This window comes from Mycobacterium colombiense (genome assembly GCF_003284975.1).
Lineage (GTDB): Bacteria > Actinomycetota > Actinomycetes > Mycobacteriales > Mycobacteriaceae > Mycobacterium > Mycobacterium europaeum_A.
The window spans coordinates 1-2,870 of record NZ_QMEU01000207.1 but is presented as its reverse complement, the minus strand read 5'-3'; the positions used below and the strand labels follow the sequence as shown (position 1 = coordinate 2,870).

The following is a 2,870-nucleotide window of genomic DNA, read 5'->3' as shown; positions in this document are numbered from 1 at the left end:
CGTTGATCTGGTGGACCAGCGACGCCCGGGCCACCACCAGCCGACCCGCGGCCGTCCCCGCACCCAACCCAACCCCGGCCAAGCAGGTGCCGGCCGGCCTCAAGCAGCTGTGGAGCGCCGCGAGTCCGGCCACCACGGCCCCGGTGGTCGCGGGCGGGGAGGTCGTCACGGGTGCGGGCCGCCGGATCGACGGGCGCGATCCCGAGAACGGCCAGTCCCGCTGGAGCTACGCGCGCGACATCGACCTGTGCGGGGTCACCTGGTTGTACCGCTACGCCGTCGGGGTCTACCGCGACGAGCGCGGCTGCGGGCAGGTCAGCACCCTGGACGGCTCCACCGGTCGCCGGGGGCCGGCCCGCAGCGGTTACGCCGATCCGCGGGTGCGGTTGTCCTCCGACGGCATGACGGTGCTGTCGGCCGGTGACACCCGGCTGGAACTGTGGCGCTCGGACATGGTCCGGATGCTGGCGTACGGCGAGACCGATGCGCGGGTGAAGCCGTCGACGCGCGGACTGCACTCCGGTTGCCGGCTGATCTCGGCCGCGGCCAGCTCACAGGCGGTCTCGGCGCTGGAGAGCTGCGCGAACCAGGCCGACCTGCGGTTGGTGCTGCTGCGCCCGGGCAAGGACGACGACGAACCGCAGCAACACCTGGTGGCCGAGCCGGGCATCGCGCCGGATTCGGGCGCCCGGGTGCTGGCCGTCGCGGAGAACACCACCGCGGTGTACCTGCCCGCGCCGCAGCCCCGGGTCGACGTGATCGACGAAACCGGCGCCACCGTGTCGAGCACCCCGCTGCCCAAGCAGCCGTCGCGCACGTCGGCGGTCTCCCACCCCGGCAGCCTGATCACCTGGTGGACCGGCGATTCGCTGATGGTTTTCGACGCGAACACCGTGGCGCTGCGCTACACCATCGCCGCGGGCGCCAAGACGGCGCCGTTGGGGCCCGGGGTGATGATGGCGGGCCGGCTACTGGTGCCGGTCACCGGCGCGATCGGCGTCTACGACCCGCTCAGCGGCGCCAACGAACGCTACATTCCGGTGGACCGTTCGACCAGCGCCCCGCCGGACGGCAAACCGGTGTTCCCGGCCGTGATCGGGTCCCGGGTTCTCGAGCAGCGCGGCGACACGCTGGTCGCGCTGGGCTGACCCCGACCGCTACACCTCGACGGTGAACGTCGGCAGCGGCTTGCCGCTCTTCCAGTGCTTGAGCAACGCTTGCGCCAGCTCGCTGTAGGCCACCGCGCCCTTGTTCTTGCGGCCGGCCATCACCGACGAGCCCGAGGCGCTGGCCTCGGCGAACCGCACGGTCCGCGGGATCGGCGGGGCGAGCACCGGCAGGCTGTAGCGATCGGCGACGTCGAGCAACACGTCGCGGGTGTGGGTGGTGCGCGAGTCGTACAGCGTCGGCAGGGCGCCGAGCAGGCGCAGCTCCGGGTTGGTGATCTGCTGGACGTCGGCGACGGTGCGCAGGAACTGGCCGACCCCGCGATGCGCGAGGGTCTCGCACTGCAGCGGCACGATGACCTCGTCGGCGGCGGTCAGCCCGTTGAGGGTCAGCACGCCCAGCGACGGCGGGCAGTCGATGATCACCACGTCGAAGTCGTCACCGAGTTTGGCCAGCGCGCGCTTGAGCGCGTATTCGCGGCCGGCCCGCATCAGCAGCATCGCTTCGGCGCCGGCCAGGTCGATGTTGGCCGGCAGCAGCGTCATTCCCTCGGCCGTCTCGACGAGGGCGGCGTTGGGTTCGACGTCGCCGAGCAGCACCTCATGGACGGACACCGGCAGCTTGTCGGGGTCTTGGCCCAGCGAGAAGGTCAGGCAGCCCTGCGGATCGAGGTCGACCAGCAGCACCCGCTTGTTCTCGTCCACCAACGCCGCCCCCAACGACGCGACCGTGGTCGTCTTGGCGACACCGCCCTTTTGGTTGGCCACCGCCAATACCCGTGTCTTACTCACCGGCGCCGCCACCTCATCGCTGTCTCCCCACCTGCCTCGTCGCGTGCGGTTTACAGTGCCATCCTGGCATGTTCACCCGCCGCGCGCTTCGGCCTGCGCAACCACCGCGAGTCGTCCGGCAGAATCGGTCGATATGGGCTTGCACAATCACCGTCTGGTGCTGCTGCGCCACGGCGAGACCGAGTGGTCGAAATCCGGCCAGCACACCGGCCGCACCGAGGTCGAGCTGACCGAGGCCGGCCGTACGCAGGCCGAACTGGCCGGCGGGGTGCTCGCCGAGCTCAAACTCGTTGACCCGCTGGTCATCAGCAGCCCGAGGCAGCGGTCGCTGACCACCGCGCAGCTGGCCGGGCTGACCGTCGACGAGGTGACCGAGCTGCTGGCCGAGTGGGATTACGGCTCGTACGAGGGCCTGACCACGGAGCAGATCCAGGAGACGGTGCCCGATTGGCTGGTGTGGACGCACGGCTGTCCGGCCGGTGAGACCGTCGCGCGGGTCAGTGAACGCGCCGACGCCGCCGTCGCGACCGCGCTGGAGAACATGCAAGCGCGCGACGTGGTCTTCGTCAGCCACGGTCACTTCTCCCGCGCGGTCATCACCCGTTGGGTCGAACTGCCGCTCGTGGAGGGCAGCCGCTTCGGCATGATCACCGCGTCGGTCGCGGTCTGCGGTTTCGAACACGGAGTGCGCCAGTTGCGGGCGCTCGGATTGACCGGTCAGTGAATCGCGAAGACGACGATGCGCGCGGCGCGGCGGCGCGACAGGGAGTCGAGCAGCGCAATCCCGAACCGCTGTTCGCGCTGTGCGGGCCGACGCGCACCCTGATTGCCGACGGGGTGCGGTACCGCTACCCCGACGTGGGCGCCGCGCAGGCCGCGCTGCGCTCGGGTGAGGCGCCGATTGTGTTGGGG

3 protein-coding genes and 1 pseudogene are annotated in these 2,870 nt (G+C 71.0%); 3 read left to right on the top strand and 1 reads right to left on the bottom strand.

What is annotated here, in order from left to right; all coding sequences use genetic code 11:
* Positions 1-1,148, top strand: a 1,148-nt coding sequence (locus DQP58_RS26390; RefSeq protein ID WP_112710968.1) for an Rv3212 family protein, incomplete at its 5' end; no start/stop codon positions are given.
* A gap of 9 nt (positions 1,149-1,157) precedes the next feature.
* Here DQP58_RS26390 and DQP58_RS26385 read toward each other — a convergent pair.
* Positions 1,158-1,958: a ParA family protein gene (locus tag DQP58_RS26385; protein WP_112710969.1), complete on the bottom strand. Its 801-nt coding sequence runs from the start codon at positions 1,956-1,958 to the stop codon at positions 1,158-1,160.
* A gap of 133 nt (positions 1,959-2,091) precedes the next feature.
* On the opposite strand from DQP58_RS26385, the gene DQP58_RS26380 reads away from it, so the two are divergent.
* Both DQP58_RS26380 and DQP58_RS26375 read left to right on the top strand, forming a co-directional pair.
* A complete protein-coding gene (locus tag DQP58_RS26380; RefSeq protein ID WP_112710967.1) occupies positions 2,092-2,682 on the top strand; it encodes an acid phosphatase in 591 nt (196 codons plus the stop codon).
* Positions 2,679-2,870: pseudogene (locus DQP58_RS26375) on the top strand (isochorismate synthase); the annotation flags it as partial. The gene DQP58_RS26380 and the pseudogene DQP58_RS26375, both read left to right, overlap by 4 nt.